General features: G+C 65.3%; 14 protein-coding genes. 4 read left to right on the plus strand and 10 right to left on the minus strand.

Features of this window, described 5'->3' with window-relative positions; all coding sequences use genetic code 11:
- Nucleotides 1–8 precede the first annotated feature (8 nt).
- From CJZ82_RS12000 to aspS, 7 genes are all read right to left on the minus strand, one after another.
- Nucleotides 9–683, minus strand: a complete 675-nt coding sequence (locus CJZ82_RS12000) for a 7-carboxy-7-deazaguanine synthase QueE (RefSeq protein ID WP_233130222.1) — start codon at nucleotides 681–683, stop codon at nucleotides 9–11.
- A gap of 73 nt (nucleotides 684–756) precedes the next feature.
- A complete protein-coding gene (locus CJZ82_RS12005) occupies nucleotides 757–1,224 on the minus strand; it encodes a TA system VapC family ribonuclease toxin (protein WP_094556014.1) in 468 nt (155 codons plus the stop codon).
- Nucleotides 1,205–1,504, minus strand: coding sequence for a hypothetical protein (locus tag CJZ82_RS12010; protein ID WP_094556015.1), 300 nt, complete (start codon nucleotides 1,502–1,504; stop codon nucleotides 1,205–1,207). The genes CJZ82_RS12005 and CJZ82_RS12010 overlap by 20 nt, the downstream gene beginning before the upstream one ends.
- Before the next feature lie 182 nt (nucleotides 1,505–1,686).
- Nucleotides 1,687–3,354, minus strand: a complete 1,668-nt coding sequence (locus CJZ82_RS12015) for a CTP synthase (protein WP_094556016.1) — start codon at nucleotides 3,352–3,354, stop codon at nucleotides 1,687–1,689.
- Between the two features lie 137 nt (nucleotides 3,355–3,491).
- Nucleotides 3,492–3,977: a Dps family protein gene (locus CJZ82_RS12020; protein WP_094556017.1), complete on the minus strand. Its 486-nt coding sequence runs from the start codon at nucleotides 3,975–3,977 to the stop codon at nucleotides 3,492–3,494.
- Between the two features lie 78 nt (nucleotides 3,978–4,055).
- A complete protein-coding gene (locus CJZ82_RS12025; RefSeq protein ID WP_094556018.1) occupies nucleotides 4,056–6,053 on the minus strand; it encodes a SpoIIE family protein phosphatase in 1,998 nt (665 codons plus the stop codon).
- A gap of 28 nt (nucleotides 6,054–6,081) precedes the next feature.
- Entirely contained in the window at nucleotides 6,082–7,908 is a 1,827-nt protein-coding gene (gene aspS / locus CJZ82_RS12030) for an aspartate--tRNA ligase (protein ID WP_094556019.1), read from the minus strand.
- Nucleotides 7,909–8,207: 299 nt separating this feature from the next.
- Between aspS and CJZ82_RS12035 the strand changes: the two genes are divergently transcribed.
- Nucleotides 8,208–10,061: an alpha-amylase family glycosyl hydrolase gene (locus CJZ82_RS12035; protein ID WP_094556020.1), complete on the plus strand. Its 1,854-nt coding sequence runs from the start codon at nucleotides 8,208–8,210 to the stop codon at nucleotides 10,059–10,061.
- A 16-nt stretch (nucleotides 10,062–10,077) separates the two neighbouring features.
- Here the strand turns inward: CJZ82_RS12035 and gcvT are convergent, their stop codons facing one another.
- Nucleotides 10,078–11,214 (minus strand): glycine cleavage system aminomethyltransferase GcvT, encoded by a 1,137-nt coding sequence (gcvT, locus tag CJZ82_RS12040; RefSeq protein ID WP_094556021.1) that lies wholly within the window; start codon nucleotides 11,212–11,214, stop codon nucleotides 10,078–10,080.
- 174 nt (nucleotides 11,215–11,388) lie between these two features.
- Here gcvT and CJZ82_RS12045 point away from each other — a divergent pair, with 174 nt between their 5' ends.
- Both CJZ82_RS12045 and CJZ82_RS12050 read left to right on the plus strand, forming a co-directional pair.
- On the plus strand, nucleotides 11,389–11,640 hold the full coding sequence (locus tag CJZ82_RS12045) for a hypothetical protein (protein ID WP_094556022.1): 252 nt from the start codon (nucleotides 11,389–11,391) through the stop codon (nucleotides 11,638–11,640).
- A gap of 169 nt (nucleotides 11,641–11,809) precedes the next feature.
- Entirely contained in the window at nucleotides 11,810–12,169 is a 360-nt protein-coding gene (locus tag CJZ82_RS12050; protein ID WP_094556023.1) for a Crp/Fnr family transcriptional regulator, read from the plus strand.
- On the opposite strand, the gene speB is transcribed toward CJZ82_RS12050, so the two are convergent.
- Nucleotides 12,163–13,089: an agmatinase gene (speB, locus tag CJZ82_RS12055; protein ID WP_094556055.1), complete on the minus strand. Its 927-nt coding sequence runs from the start codon at nucleotides 13,087–13,089 to the stop codon at nucleotides 12,163–12,165. The two genes, CJZ82_RS12050 and speB, sit on opposite strands and share 7 nt — an antisense overlap.
- Before the next feature lie 4 nt (nucleotides 13,090–13,093).
- Entirely contained in the window at nucleotides 13,094–13,954 is an 861-nt protein-coding gene (gene speE, locus CJZ82_RS12060) for a polyamine aminopropyltransferase (RefSeq protein ID WP_094556024.1), read from the minus strand.
- Between the two features lie 96 nt (nucleotides 13,955–14,050).
- Between speE and CJZ82_RS12065 the strand changes: the two genes are divergently transcribed.
- The gene (locus CJZ82_RS12065) at nucleotides 14,051–14,794 is read left to right on the plus strand and encodes a carbonic anhydrase (RefSeq protein ID WP_094556056.1); all 744 of its coding nucleotides are present in this window, start codon (nucleotides 14,051–14,053) and stop codon (nucleotides 14,792–14,794) included.
- The last annotated feature ends 6 nt before the right edge of the window (nucleotides 14,795–14,800 follow it).

Here is a 14,800-nt window from a genome sequence, read left to right on the forward strand (position 1 = left end):
GCCCGCCCTCAGCGCAGCCCAAGCCATTTGTGGCTCTGCAGGCTGAGGCGCCAGGCCGGGTTGCGGCGCACGTGCTGGATCGCCAGCTCCTGGCCCGCCGCACTTCCCCAGGCAGGCTGCAGCAGCAGCTGGGGCATGGCTCCATCCGCCGGGCGGGCGGAGCACGCAGCGGCAGCCATCGTTTCAGCGAAGGCCAGATCAGCGCTCTCGTGGATCACCACCTTGAGCTCGTGGCAGGCCGCCAACAGCTCGGCGGTGGGCGGCCGGTGGCGCTTGGGCGAAAGAGTGATCCACTCGAAGCGGCCGGAGAGCGGGTCGACGCCGCTGGTCTCCAGGTGCAGGGGGAGCTGCCTGGAGCTGGAGCCGGCTGCTTGCCGCAGGGCAGCGCAGAGCGGATCGAGGTTGTGATGCAGGGGTTCACCGCCGGTGATCACCACAAAGGCGGCACCGGCAGCAGCAGCAGCCGCGGTGTCCACCGCCAGATCCTGGAAGTGACGGTGGGGATGGGCGGCCGCCGGCCAGGAGTGCTTGGTGTCACACCAGCTGCAGCCCACCGAGCAGCCGGCCAGCCGGATGAAGAAAGCGCTGCGGCCAGCGTGCACTCCCTCACCCTGAAGGGAGTGGAATGTTTCCACCACCGGGAGTCCGGCTGGGGGCACGGCCAGGGCGCAAACGAAACTCACCCTAGGAAGCGGAGACCGGACGCCCAGCGGCACAACGAAAGGCCTCGATCCCCGCACAGGCGCTCCTTTCGCCTCAAACCCCGCCGCTCACATCGGGCTGGAGCAACTCCAGATCGAGCCCCGCACCCAGGAACTGCCGAAAGTCCTGATCCAGCGTGATCATCTGGGTGGAGCTGGTGATGGCGAAGGCCGCCAGGTAGGCGTCCATCCACCGTTTCGGTGCGGCCTCAGCAAGCCCCGCCAGGCGCCACCAGAGCGCCTCCATCCCGAGCGGCTCGTCCACCATGTCCACCTGGGGCAGCACCTGGAAGGCGTGCAGCACAGCCAGAGCATCCTGATTGGTGATCGCGGTGGCTTGGTAAGCCTTGAAGATCGTCGGGGTGGAGGCCAGCCGTAGGAAGCTCTGCTGGGTGGCACGGCAGAACAGGGCCGGAGCCGCGGGTGTGGATCGAACCAGTACCGCCTGGGCGGTGCGATGGGCTGGATGGGCCTCGAAGGCAGCCGCCAGCCACACATTCACATCAAGCAGGCAGGCCGGCACGGCGGCGGTCCTCCTGCATCAGGCACTCCTGCTCCAGTTGCAATGCCGCTGCCAGACCGATCCCCGCTTTGCCGCTGGAGGGCTCACAGCGGAACACCGGCAGCCCCGCAAGATCAATCCTCACGCCATCGATGGCGGCGGGCGCAGAGGCTGCCGTGGAGCCATGGAGCCCCTGACGGATGTACTCAGCCACCAGTTCCCTGAGCGTGCGCCCCTGCTGGAGGGCCCGTTGCTTGGCCTGGTACACGAGGTGGTCCGGCAGATCCAGAGTCGTTTTCATCGCCGCAACCCAGCTTGCTGGTAATTAAGTTTACTGGTTAACCAGCAAGCTGGGTTGCGGAATCGATCCGCAGAAAGTCCGCAACAGGCCAGGCCACTCCACATGGAGGGCGTAATCGGCAATGGGTAGGCAGTCTTTGATGGGCTCAGCCAGCAGCAGCTCCATCCCCTCCAGCTGGGCGCTCAGGCCCCCACCGGCATCTCCTGCGGTAGTGCTTCTGCCTGCTGCTCCTGGCCGTTGGGGCTGGCTTCGCCACGCCGCCCCTGCGCTGCCGCGATCAATCCGCGGAAAAGGGGATGGGGCTTGCCGGGGCGCGACAGGAATTCGGGGTGGTATTGGCAGGCGGCAAAGAAGGGGTGGTCGTTCAGCTCGATCAGTTCCACCAGCCGGCCATCGGGTGAGGTGCCACTGATGGTGTAGCCGCCTGCCTGGAAGAGGTTGCGGTAGGCGTTGTTGAACTCATAGCGGTGGCGATGCCGCTCGTAGACCACCTCCTCGCCGTACAGGCTGGCGGCGATGGTGCCCGCCGTCAGGCGGCACGGGTAGACGCCGAGGCGCATCGTGCCGCCCAGATCGATCACATCCTGCTGCTCCGGCAGCAGATGAATCACAGGGTGGAGGCTGTCGGGGTCGAGCTCGGCGCTGGTGGCGCCCGCCAGACCGGCGAGGTTGCGCGCCCACTCGATCACCGCGCACTGCATACCGAGGCAGAGGCCCAGGAAGGGCACCCTCTCTTCGCGGGCCCAGCGGATCGCAGCCACCTTGCCATCCACACCCCGATGGCCGAAGCCGCCCGGAACCACCACGGCATCCATGCCGCGCAGCAGCGCTTCGGCGCCCTGGGTCTCGATCTGCTCGGCGGAGACCCAGTGCAGGTCGAGGCAGGCCTCCCGATCAATGCAGGCATGGCGCAGGGCCTCCACAACCGAGAGGTAGGCGTCGTTGAGCTGCACATACTTGCCCACCAGCGCCACCTTCACCGGCGTGCCGGGGTTGCGCAGTTTCTGCACCAGGGCCTCCCAGCGCTCCATGTCGCTGTCGCGATCTTCAAGTTCCAGCACCTCGAGCACCTGACGGCAGAGCCCCTCCTGCTCCAGGGCGATCGGCACCGCATAGATGCTGTCGGCGTCGCGGGCGGGAATCACCGCTTCACGGAGGACACCGCAGAAGCCGCCGATCTTGGCCTTGAGCTCCTCGCTGATGGGCCGATCGCAGCGGCAGACCAGCAGATCGGGCTGGATGCCGATCGAGCGCAGCTCCTTGACCGAGTGCTGGGTGGGCTTGGTCTTGATCTCGCCGGAGGTGCCGATGTAGGGCAGCAGGGTGACATGTACGTAGGCGAGGTCGCGGCGGCCCACATCGCCGCGAAACTCACGGATGGCCTCAAGGAACGGCAGGGATTCGATGTCACCAACAGTGCCGCCGATCTCGGTGATCACCACATCCACTCCGCTGTCGGCGGCCACCCGGTGGATGCGTTCGCGGATCTCTCCGGTGATGTGGGGGATCACCTGCACGGTGCCGCCGTGGTAGTCACCGCGGCGTTCCTTGTTGATCACCGCCTGGTAGATCGAGCCAGTGGTCACGCTGTTCAGGCGCGACATGGCGGTGTCGGTGAAGCGCTCGTAGTGGCCCAGGTCAAGGTCGGTCTCGGCACCGTCCTGGGTGACGAACACCTCGCCGTGCTGGTACGGGCTCATCGTGCCCGGATCCACATTCAGGTAAGGGTCGAGCTTGAGGATCGAGACGCTGTAGCCCCGGGACTTAAGCAGCCGCCCCAGGCTCGCCGCCACGATGCCCTTGCCGATGCTCGAAACCACCCCGCCGGTCACAAAGACGAACTTGGTCATGGGCGGTGGACCAGGCACAGCAGACACTTCAATCTATCGAGCCCGTCTCAAGGCTCCTTGCCTGAATCCCCTGGGCCTGGCTCTGGCCGTCGCGCCCGCTGCGCGGGCAATACGGCCTGGCGGCAGGCCCAGGGGATTCAGGCCTCAAGGAGACTGCGCAACATCCAGGCAGTTTTCTCGTGGATCTGCAGCCGCTGGGTGAGCAGGTCGGCGGTGGGCTGGTCGCCGGCTGTTTCCACCAGCGGGAAGAGGCTGCGGGCGGTGCGGGCCACAGCCTCATGGCCGAGCACCAGCTCCCGCACCATCTCGAGCGCGGCGGGATGGCCCTGGGTTTCCTCGATCGAGGAGAGGGCCGCGAAGCGGGAGCCGCCGAACGGCGCTGGGCAGCCGAGGGCGCGGATGCGCTCGGCGATCACGTCGAGCGCGTTCCAGAGCTCGGTGTACTGCCCCATGAACATCAGGTGGAGCGTGTTGAACATCGGCCCGGTCACATTCCAGTGAAAGCCGTGGGTCTTGCCGTAGAGCACGTAGCTGTCGGCCAGGAGGCGGCCGAGCCCGGCGGCGATCTGCTCGCGCTGGTCGCTGCTGATGCCGATGTCGATCGGAGGAGCGCTGCTGGTCATCGTGCTTAAGCGGATTGATTCCGTTTTAGCTCGGAAGGTGGCCGCTGTGTGCGCCGTGTTGCGCTTCGTAGCCGTCCGCTACACGGCCTTGATCGAGAGAACGGTTAGGTCGTCGAACTGCTGGGCTCCCGCCATGTGCCGCTCCACTTCCGCGTTCACGTGCTCCACGGCCATGCTCGGGCTCAGGTCGTCGCCATCGAGGCTGAGCAGCAGATCCCGGAGAGAGCCGATGCCCCATGGGGCATCCTGCGGGGAACGGGCATCCGTGAGGCCGTCGGTGTAGGCGAACAGCAGGTCGCCGGTGCAGAACGCCACATGCCGGCACTGGAAGCTGGCCCCTTCGAAGATGCCGATGGCGGGACCGGTGATCTCGAGGCTTGTCAGGGCGTGGGATCGCAGGATCAGTGGCGGCTCGTGCCCTGCCGTGACGTAGGAGAGAGTGCGGGCCGCAGGGTTGTATGCCGCCAGAAACACCGTGGCGAACATGGTGGACGATCCATGCGTGGTTGCCATGTATTCGTTCACGAGGCTCATCACGGCGGAGAGATCAACCCCGTCCGGGCTCTTCCGCTCGCTGGACAGTTGCAGCAGGCTGTAGCGCAGAAGCGTTCGAAAGACGGACATGAACAGGGCGGAGCCGACCCCTTTGTCGCAGACATCAGCGATCACCACATAGGAGCGTTCGCCAATTCGGAGGGCGTCGTACCAGTCGGCGCCGATCTCATAGGCTGGAGCGAATGAAGCGGCGATCTCGAAGTGCTCCGAGGTTGGCAATTGCTCCACCAGGAAACTCTTTTGAATCGCTCGTGCGGTCTCGAGTTGCTGTTTCGTTACTGCGAGCGCTGATTCCTTGGCCACCAGTTGCTTGAGACGCAAGGCCGTATCATTGATGTCATCGAACAGGGCGCCGATCTCATCATGGCGGCGATGGGCAATCTGCGCATCAAAATCACCCTCGCTGATCAGCTTTAGTTTCTGGCTGGCAATCCTCAGCGGACTGACCAGCCTGCCGCCAAGGATATGGATGGCCAGAGTAATCAGAATCAGGATGATGGCCTCAAGCAGATAAAGTTTTCGGATCGTGCCATGAAACCTGCGGAACACCGTTCCCTCATCCACCACTCTGATGGTGGTCCAGAGGTTGTCCGCCAGGTTGCTGATCAGAAAGAACTTCCTGCCGTTGACCGTCAGGGTCTGAACGTCGTCGTCGTGCTGATGCAGCTCGGCCAGGCGGATGAACGGCCCCCAAGGTCCCGTGCGGAACTGCTCGGGTGTCCCCGGGTACGTCCTCCCCTGAGTGCCGTCACCAACGGTTTCGGTCGGGAAGAGGAGCTGCCCCCGCTGGGTGAGCACCATGAAGGCCGTACCGGAATAGTCGCCCTGATCCACCCGCATGGTGTTGGTGGCCCCCGCCGGGCTGAAGGTGTCGGTGCGGCGGTCCACGGCGTTCAGCCCTGTATCCACTCCCAGACGAGCGATGTCGATGCAGAGCGAGAGAACTCCGATCGGCCGCCTTCCTGATGGCTGCCCGCGATTCACCGTGGGCTCATACACCGGTTCGGTGCCGGTGAGGCACTGGGAACCCGGTTGCAGCGAGCCCGAATCGTTGATCGAAAAGGTCTGCTTGCCGTTCTTGAGGGTGAAGTGGAGATCGGCGCGATCATCGGCCGAGAGAACCTGTGGAGCGGTGAAGTTTCCGGAATGCGCCACCAGGCGGAGATCCCGGTCGAACAACCGCCATTGCCTGGTGGGATGCAAGGCGTTGGCTCTGGCGAGAAGATCCCTGGTCGGCAGCGGGTCGAGATTCCTGATGCCTTCGTTGGAAGCGAGGATCGTCATCAGGGTGCGAATGGTGGAGACCCAGCGCTCCGTCATGAAGCTCAGGAAACGAGTTTCATTGATCAGCTGACGCTCGGTGGTAACCGTGACGATCGAGGCCGCCTCGGCATAGATGATCGCGTTGCTGATGATGAAGGTGGGGATCAGAACGCTCCAGATGATCAGCGTCAGCTGGAATCGTGCCGACCGCCGGTCTGGGATCCAGCGCAGGAGTCGGGCCCGGAAGCGTCTGGTCATGGCGGCAGTGCTCCGGTGCGGTGGGGTCTCAACCCATGCTGTCGTCCACCCAGGTGCTGGCCACGTGCAGATCCTCCAGTTGCTGGGGGGCGACGTCGGCGGGGGCCTGGGTGAGCAGGCAGCGGGCCTGCTGGGTCTTGGGGAAGGCGATCGTGTCGCGGATCGACTCCTCGCCGGCCAGCAGCATCACCATGCGATCGATCCCGAAGGCCAGACCGCCGTGGGGCGGTGCGCCCATGTCGAGAGCCTCCATCAGGAAGCCGAACTGGCGCTCGCCCTCCTCCGGGGGCAGACCGATGGTCTGCAGCACCTGACGCTGCAGGGCCGAATCGTGGATGCGCAGGGAGCCGCCCCCCAGTTCCAGGCCGTTGAGCACCAGGTCGTAGGCCTGGGCGCGGGCCGTGGGCAGGGTGGCCGCCCACTGAGCCGGATCGCTGCCGAGGTCGTCGGTATTGGGGGCGCAGAAGGGATGGTGCAGCGCCTCGAGGCGGTTCTCGCCGGCGTTGAACTCGAACATCGGGAAATCCACCACCCAGAGGAAGTTCCAGGTAGCGTTCCCCCGCTCGGGCGGCACCAGCTTCAGCTCACGGGCCAGGAACTGACGCACCCTGTCGAGGGCCTTGTTCACCGTGGCGGTGTCGCCGGCGCCGAAGAGCAGCAGGGTGCCAGGCACGGCGCCGGTGCGCTGCAGCAAGTCGGCCTTGGTGGTGGCGCTGAGGTTGTCCTTGATGGCGCCGATCGTGTCGATCTCGCCGCCCTCGCGCACGCGGATGAAGGCCAGGCCACCGGCCCCCGCGGCCTGGGCCTCGCTGAACACGTCACCGCCGGGCTTGATGCGCACATTGCTGAGGGCCTCATTGCCGCCAGGCACAGCGATGCACTTCACGGAACCGCCCGCCGCCACCGCGCCCGAGAAAACCTTGAAGCCCATGCCGGCCACCAGGTCGCTCACGTTGGTGAGCTCCATGCCGTAGCGGGTGTCGGGACGGTCTGTGCCGTAGCGCTCCATGGCCTCATGCCAGCTGAGTCGGGGGAAGGGGCGCGGCAGCTCGACCCCCTTCACGGCCTTCCAGATCGTGGCGATCAGGGCTTCGTTGAGCTCGAGGATCTCCTCCTGGCCCATGAAGCTCATCTCGATGTCCAGCTGGGTGAATTCCGGCTGGCGGTCGGCCCTGAGGTCTTCGTCGCGGAAGCAGCGGGCCACCTGGTAGTAACGCTCGATGCCGCCCACCATCAGCAGCTGCTTGAACAGCTGCGGCGACTGGGGCAGGGCGAACCACTCGCCGCCACACACCCGCGAGGGCACCAGATAGTCGCGGGCACCCTCGGGGGTGGAGCGGGTAAGCACCGGGGTTTCCACCTCGATGAAGCCCTGGTCTTCGAGGAAGCGGCGGGCGGCCTGGATCGTGCGGGCCCGCAGACGCAGGTTGCCGTTCATGCGCTCGCGGCGCAGGTCGAGGTAGCGGTGACGCAGCCGCAGCTCCTCGCGCACGGTCTCATCCTCATGCACCGAGACCTGGAAGGGCAGGGTGCCCTTCACGCTGTTCAGCACCGTGATGGCGCTGGCCAGCACCTCCACGGCGCCGGTGACCAGCTTCGTATTGACCGATTCGTCCGGTCGGACCCTCACCCGCCCCGTCACCTGGATCACTGTCTCGTTGCGCAGGTGCTCAGCCACGGGGAAGGCCTCGGCTCCCAGGTCGGGATCCACCGTGATCTGCACGGTGCCGCTGCGGTCGCGCAGGTCGATGAAGATCAACCCTCCGTGGTCACGGCTCCGGTCCACCCAGCCGGAGAGCCGCACAACCTGCCCGCTGGCCTCACTGCGCAGATCGCCGCACCCATGGCTGCGCATCTTGGAAATCCGTAACTAACCAGCGAGTTTCCCATGGCGGATTCTCCGCTGCCGCCGTGCCGCCATCGACAGTCAGTGCCCGAGCTGGTGTGGCCTACCTGATTCGTGCTGGGAGACAGCCGGTAACACGGTGCCATTTTCAACTGGCGAACCGCCATTCATCAAAGAGACGATCGCAACCAAAAACTGAAACCGCAAATCTCGATGTCCGTCTGTGAAGCTGCAGCCCTGATGGACCGCAGTGGCAACGTAAACGGATTTGCAGTACAACCTGGTTATACCCATTCCCCTCTTATTCCATGGCGCAATCCTCTGCGCGACCAGCGACGAATCTGGATGCATTGGCCAGGAATGAACTGGAGTTCCGCGAGGAGGTCATTTATTTTCTGATCGTCGATCGATTCAATGACGCCACCAGTGATGAAGAAGAGCGCCGCGGTCTCTGGGATCGCGGGGACATGCCAGGCCTTTATGACAAGACCTGGATGCAATGGGGGAAGTATTGGGGCGGCAATCTCAAGGGCATAATTGATAAGGTTCCCTATCTTCAGAACCTTGGCATTACAGCGGTGTGGCTGTCACCCCTGTTCGAACAAGTCGACGATATGCAGTTCGACCGTACCCCTATGCATGGGTACTGGACCAAGGACTTCAAGCGCATCAACCCCCGCTTCCTGCCCACGGAAGAATCCAACAGCCTCCTTCACTCTTCCACACTCCGAGAGCTGGTGGCGGCCTTGCACGCAGCTGGCATCAAACTGATTCTGGACGTTGTCTGCAACCACAGCTCCCCGGATATCAACGGCTCCAAGGGGGTCGTCTTTGACGATGGCGTACCCCTGGCAGACTATAACAACGATCCAGAAGGCTTTTATTATCACTATCCAGAAATAACTGACTGGGAGGATGAGTTCCAGCTGATCCATCACGAGATGTGTGGGCTTGCAACCTTTAATGATAAGAATATCGCTTATCGTAACTATATCAAGCAAGCCATCCGGCAATGGATTGATATCGGCGTTGATGCCCTGCGTGTTGACACATTGAAGCACATGCCTGTCTGGTTCTGGCAGGAATTCACGTCTGACATGAAATCCCATAAGCCTGATCTCTTCATTTTTGGTGAATACGGATTTGGCAAACCCTGGGATGCCCGCACGATTGAATATGCCAATAAGACCGGGATGTCGATCCTCGACTTCGGTCTCTGTGATGGGATCCGCTTCGCCTTTTCGGGGTCACAGCCTGGCGGGTTCCAGCTCGTTCAGTCCGTTCTCGAGTACGACCACGTCTATCGGCGAGCCAATGAGCTGGTGACCTTCATCGACAACCACGACATGCCGCGCTTCCTGTCGATCTGTCCAGACAGGCGTCGCTTGGAGCTGGCGACGATTCTCCTGTTCTGCCTGCGGGGTGTGCCCTGCCTCTTCTATGGAACCGAACAGTATCTGGTCAACAACACCGAAGGAGGGCGTGACCCCTACAACCGCCCCATGATGGATCTTTGGGACGAAGACGCTGATCTGTTCCACATTGTGCAGCAGCTCATCGACCTGCGTCGAGCTAATCAGGCATTCACGTTCGGATCCCATCAGCAGCTCTATGTCAGCGACGATATTTATGCGTTTGTGCGCACCTATCGCGATTCACATATGCTCTGCATCCTCAACAAGGGTGCCGATACGCAGATCACTCTTCAAGGTCCCAGCCGGCTAGGGAGCGGGGCTCTGGTCTGTGCGCTGACGAATCGGGAGATCGCCGTCCTGGATGGCCGGATCGGCCCCTTGTCATTGCAGGCCGGCGCGGCGCATCTGTTCAGCTGTCCGGGTCAGCGGATCACGGGAACCGTCGTTGCCACGTTCCAGCTCAACGGACTGGAGACCAATCCCGGGCAACGGATCGCCCTCACCGGCGACTGTGAGGAACTTGGTCTCTGGGATACCGCCAGGTCGTACGGCATGGAGTATGTCAACCGCAACACATGGATCTGCGAAGTTGCCTTCGATAGCTCCGCAGGACGCCTGATCAATTACAAGTTCGTGGTCCTCAGTGGGGCTGCAGATGGGTTTTCCCATGAGAACATCACTCCTCGCCGCACGTTGCTGCCTCCCCATGGTCGCGTGAAGGTGGACGCCGTATGGGAGGCCCGCTGATTGGTAGGGCCCCTCTTCATCCCCGCCGGTAGAAGGGCCGCTTCACCACCACGGCAGGCTCAGTCTTGCCGCGGATCTCCACAGACAGTTCGGTGCCCAGCCGGGTGGCATCGGCCGGCACGTAGGCCAGGGCGATCGCCTCACCCAGGCTGGGCGACCAGGTGCCGCTGGTGACCTCCCCCACCACCTGGCCATCGCGCAGCACCGGGTAGCCATGGCGCGCGATCGCCCGGCCCTGCAGCTTCAACCCCACCAGCCGCCGACTCACCCCCTCGGCGCTCTGGCGCTCCAGCACGTCACGGCCGATGAAATCGGCAGGCATCTCCAGATGCACGAGCCAGCCCAGGGAGGCCTCCAGCGGCGTGGTGGCGGCATCCATGTCGCTGCCGTAGAGGTGCATCGCCGCCTCCAGGCGCAGGGTGTCGCGGGCACCGAGGCCGCAGGGGGTCACCCCCTCCGCCAGCAGCTGGGCCCAGAGGGCGCCACCGGCTGCGCGATCCAGCAGCAGCTCCACGCCGTCTTCTCCGGTGTAGCCCGTGCGGGCCACGAAGACGCTGGCCCCGGCGGCATCCCCGACAGCGGTGCCGCTCAGGTGGATGCTGCGGTGGCCGAAGCGGGGCAGGCCACTCAAATCGGCGCCGGCCAGGGTCTCCAGCCGGGCGATCGCCTCAGGACCCTGCAGGGCCAGCAGCACTCCATCGCCCTTGCGGTCGCTGATCACCAGACCAGCGGGCTCCAGCTGGCTGCGCAGCCAGGCGGTGTCGGCTTCGGCGCAGCCGGCGTTGATGATCACCAGCAGTTCGTCAGCAGGGCCTTCACTGTCTTCAGGCCGGCCGAGGTCGTAGACGATCAGATCGTCGCGGATGCCTCCGGCCTCGTTGAGCATCACGGTGTAGGTGGCCTCGCCCGGGCCGATCCGGAACAGGTCGCTGGGTACCAGCGCCTGCAGGGCATCCTTGGCTCCATCACCCCGAAGCCGCAGCACTCCCATATGGGAGATGTCGAACAGGCCGCAGGAGTCGCGCACCGCCTTGTGTTCCTGCACCAGCCCCTGGAATTGCACAGGCATCTCCCAGCCCTCGAAGGGCACCAGGCGTGCGCCGGCATCGCGGCAGGCCACATGCAGAGGAGTTCGCTTCAGGGAGTCCGCCATGGGATGGGCCGTCGCGATTGCTGGCGGGATCCTATGGACGCAGGTCGAGTGGCCGGAGGCCCCGGTCCCGGGCGCGCCTTGCCGGCAATACCGAAGACTTCCAGCAGGTTCGGCTTTCCACTGGCCCAATAATCAAAAGCTCTTTACCTTGAGTGCCCTGAATGGGTCGTGCCCATGGGCCAGCGCCCGAACTGTCGTAGCTGCAACCACTGCCAGACACCTGAGCCATCCTTCGGCGGCTCTGAGCAGAACTGGTGCCAGATGCGACGGCTGGCGATCCACTCCGAGCTGGCCGCGGATCTGTGGTGCCACCACTGGACCCCCCGTCCGCCGCGCCTCCCCAGCGTCGACCATGCTCCTGTGGCGATTCCGTTGCTGGTCAACCGCCAGCTCGCCCTCACCGACTTGCTGGTGGCCGCTGGCTGACCTACCCCTGGGCGTGGCTTGAACTCGTCGAATATTCGCTGAATATTCGCTGCATTGTGTAACGCAGCTAGCCAGCCAAGGCAGGCAGCGCACGCCATGCTGAACGTTCTGATCCCTGAATGGAGGTGGATGATTGGTTGCACTCGCACCCGCAACGCCGGTTGAACTGATGGCTTCCCAGGTGGACGGTGAAACTCTCACCCTGCCCACCGGCTCTCATGTGTTTCACCCAGGTGATCTCGCCCGCGCCATCTACGGAGTCCGCAAGGGCATCGTCGAACTGATCGACGCCACGAGCAATCGCCTCTGCTACCGCCACGGCGAGCTGTTCAGCTACGAAGACATCGCCTGGCACGGGGGATACTTCCGCAATGAGGCCATCGCCCGCACTCCGGTGGAGCTGGTCAAGCTTGACCGACTGAACTTTCTCAACCTGCTGCACAACCACCCCACGCTGGCGGTGGTGTTGATCGGGCAGCAGCACGAACGGCTGCGGGAGCAACGCTCCAGCGGTTCGTATTCCTACTGAGCCTGGCCCAGCAGCAGCAGCAGGCTGCGGGTCACCTTCGCGGCAAGCACCGCGCTCACGCCGCTGGGATCCAGCCCCGGGGCTAGTTCGACCACATCGGCAGCCACCAGCCGCTGGTGGCGCAGCTCCTCCAGCAGCCCAGCGAAGTGACCCCAGTGGTAACCACCTGGTTCAGGGGTGCCGGTGCCGGGCAGCACGGCGGGATCAAACCAGTCGAGGTCAACGGTGAGGTAGATCGGCCGGCCCCGCAGCGGGGCCAGAGCTGCCGCCAGCTCCGCCTGCAACCGCTCGGGCTGCAGCGACAGACCCGGGCCCTGCCCCACCAGCCGGCCACTGCGGCGCAACTCCTCGAACTCGTCACGGGTGCCGCTGCGGATCGCCACCTGCAGCAGATCACCGGAGGGGAGCACCTCCAGGCAGCGGCGCATGGCACAGGCATGGCTGTGGCGTGCACCCAGCCAGCTCTGGCGCAGATCGGCGTGGGCATCGAGCTGCACCAGGGCCAGGTCGGGATAGCGGGCAGCCACGGCGGCCACGGCGCCACTGCTGATCGAGTGCTCACCGCCGAGCATCAGCGGCCGCAGCTCCAGCTCCAGCACCGTCCGGGTGGCCTCGCCCACGGCCTCAAGCACCGGCTCCGGCGCGCCGAAGGGAATGGCCACCGCCCCCAGGTCGGCGAAGGGGAGGTCATCGAGATCGAGATCCAGCTGTGGGTCGTAGGTTTCCAGCCCGCTGCTCACCTCCCGGATCGCCGCCGGCCCGAAGCGGGTGCCCGGCCTGAAGGAGGTGGTGCCGTCGTAGGGCACCCCGAACAAGCCCACCCGGCAACCCTCGGGGTCGCGCCGCGATCCCATGAAAATGGCGCCGTCGCGGTCGAACAGGTCGCCCTCGAGCAGGTTCAGTGCAGCGGAAACGGGCATCAGCTCAGGCCTGGGGATGGGCCAGGGCCCGCTCAATGCCGGCCGGGATGGCATCGAAGGCGCCACGCTGCCAGCGGGGCGACCAGATCTCGCAGCCGGCCGCCACCGCCGCCGCCCGCTCGGCGATGGGCTCCAGGTAGCGGGGGCCGTCGCTGGCGGCGAAGGTCCAGCTCCACCAGCCGCTGGGGTACATCGGCACCCAGCCGTAGAGCGGATCGGCATGGCCGAACACCTCCCGCAGCAGCCGCACGCTGGCCAGGTGCACCTCACGGAAAGCCTCCGGAGATTCGCTCTGGGTGGCGAACACCCCGCCGGGCCGCAGCAGGCGGCGGCAGTGCTGGAAGAAGGCGCGATTGAACAGCCCTTCGGCGGGGCCAGCGGGATCGGAGCCGTCCACAATCACCACGTCGTAGCTGGCAGCGGCGGCAGCCGACACCCAGGCGATGCCATCCCCCACGGTCAGATGGAAGCGGGGATCGTCCCAGCAGCCGCCCCCCAGGGAGGGCAGGTAACGCTGAGCGCACTCCACCACCAGCCCGTCGATCTCCACCAGATCGAGGTGGCGCACACCGTGGTGGCGCAGGCACTCCCGTGCCGTGCCGCCATCGCCGCCGCCGATCACCAGCACCCGCTCGATGGCGGCGGCGGAGCAGAGGGCCGGATGAACCAGCGGCTCGTGGTAGTGGCGCTCCTGGCCTTCGGCCGTCATCCAGCAGCCATCGAGCAGCAACCCCTTGCCATAGCGCTGGCTGTCGATGATCGTGACCCGCTGGTAGGGGCTGGCCTGCTCCAGCAGCACACTGGCTTCGAGGCCGTAGCGCACCCCCTGGTGAATTTCATCGACCCAGCCAGCACTTGAATCCATGGCTGCTGACGCTCGGAGCGGTCCTAGCTAAGCCTCCAGAGGACCACCCTGTCACCCGGGCATCCCTTGGCCCGCACCATCCATGAGCCTGAGCCGATGACGCTGACCCGACGGGAGTGGCTGCAGCGCGCGGGCCTGGCGGCCAGCGCCCTGGCCCTGCCGGAGCTGGGCCCGGCCCGGGCGGAGGCCGGCGCGCTTACGCCCGAGCTCGAGCAGAGCCTCTCAGCCTGCACGCCCCACGACGACCCGCTCAGCAGCCTGCTGCGGCGCAATCGCCAGTTCAGCAGAGCCTGGCAGGCCGCCGCCACAGCCGGCAGCGCCCAGGAGCGCACCGCGCTGATGAACGCCCTCTGGCAGAGCAGTTGTCAGTTGGACCCCAGCGCCATGGCCAGCGGCCAGAGGCCCTGGGCCGCCCTGCTGAGCTGCGCTGATTCCCGGGTTTCGCCGGAGTGGATCTTCGTCTCGGGGTCCGGGGAGCTGTTCGACGTGCGTTGCGCCGGCAACACCGCCTTCGATGACGGCATCGCCTCGCTGGAGTACGCGGTGGCGGAGCTGGCGGTGCCGCTGATCCTGGTGATGGGCCACAGCGGCTGCGGCGCCGTCACTGCCGCCCTGGCCGAGGCACCGCTCACCCCGCTGCTGGAGCACCTGGTGACGCCGATCCGAGCCGCGCTGCAGCCGGGCGACGACCTCAGCCAGGCGATCCGCCACAACGCCTGCCATTCCGCCCTGGAGCTGAGCCGGCGCAGCGCCCTGCTTCAGGAGGCGGTGAGCGCAAACCGGCTGCGCATCCAGCCCGCCTGCTTCGACATCGCCAGCGGCGCGGTGACACTGCTGTGATGAACC

The organism is Synechococcus sp. 1G10 (assembly GCF_002252625.1).
Classification (GTDB): domain Bacteria; phylum Cyanobacteriota; class Cyanobacteriia; order PCC-6307; family Cyanobiaceae; genus Regnicoccus_A.